The 309-nt window shown below is 62.1% G+C and carries 1 protein-coding gene; it reads right to left on the bottom strand.

The window, feature by feature from the left end:
• On the bottom strand, positions 1 to 309 hold a 309-nt coding region (locus EA795_RS20875; protein ID WP_122079259.1), incomplete at both ends, for a hypothetical protein.

Here is a 309-nt window from a genome sequence, read left to right on the forward strand (position 1 = left end):
TGGTCTTCGTCCTCGAGCAGGCCGGGGAATTTGCGTTCGGGCTGATCCTGGCCAAAGCCGAGTGCGCGCAGGATGTCGACGTGCACATTCGATAGCTCTGCCTCATCCGCGCTTTTGGCGAACTGGACTTCGATCTCATAGGTGCGCACCCGTGTCGCCTGAAAGCCAGCGACACTCGTCTTGGTGTCTGCCTGGGGGCGAATCAGCGCCAGCGGCATCGGCGCCTTGTCGCGCGGCTTATCGGTGGGGCCATACACGCGCTGGATTTGCGTGAGGTAGCCGTTGGCTGGGTTGATCTGTTCCAGCCTG

Origin of the sequence: Stutzerimonas nitrititolerans (assembly GCF_003696285.1) — a bacterium.
Lineage (GTDB): Bacteria > Pseudomonadota > Gammaproteobacteria > Pseudomonadales > Pseudomonadaceae > Stutzerimonas > Stutzerimonas nitrititolerans.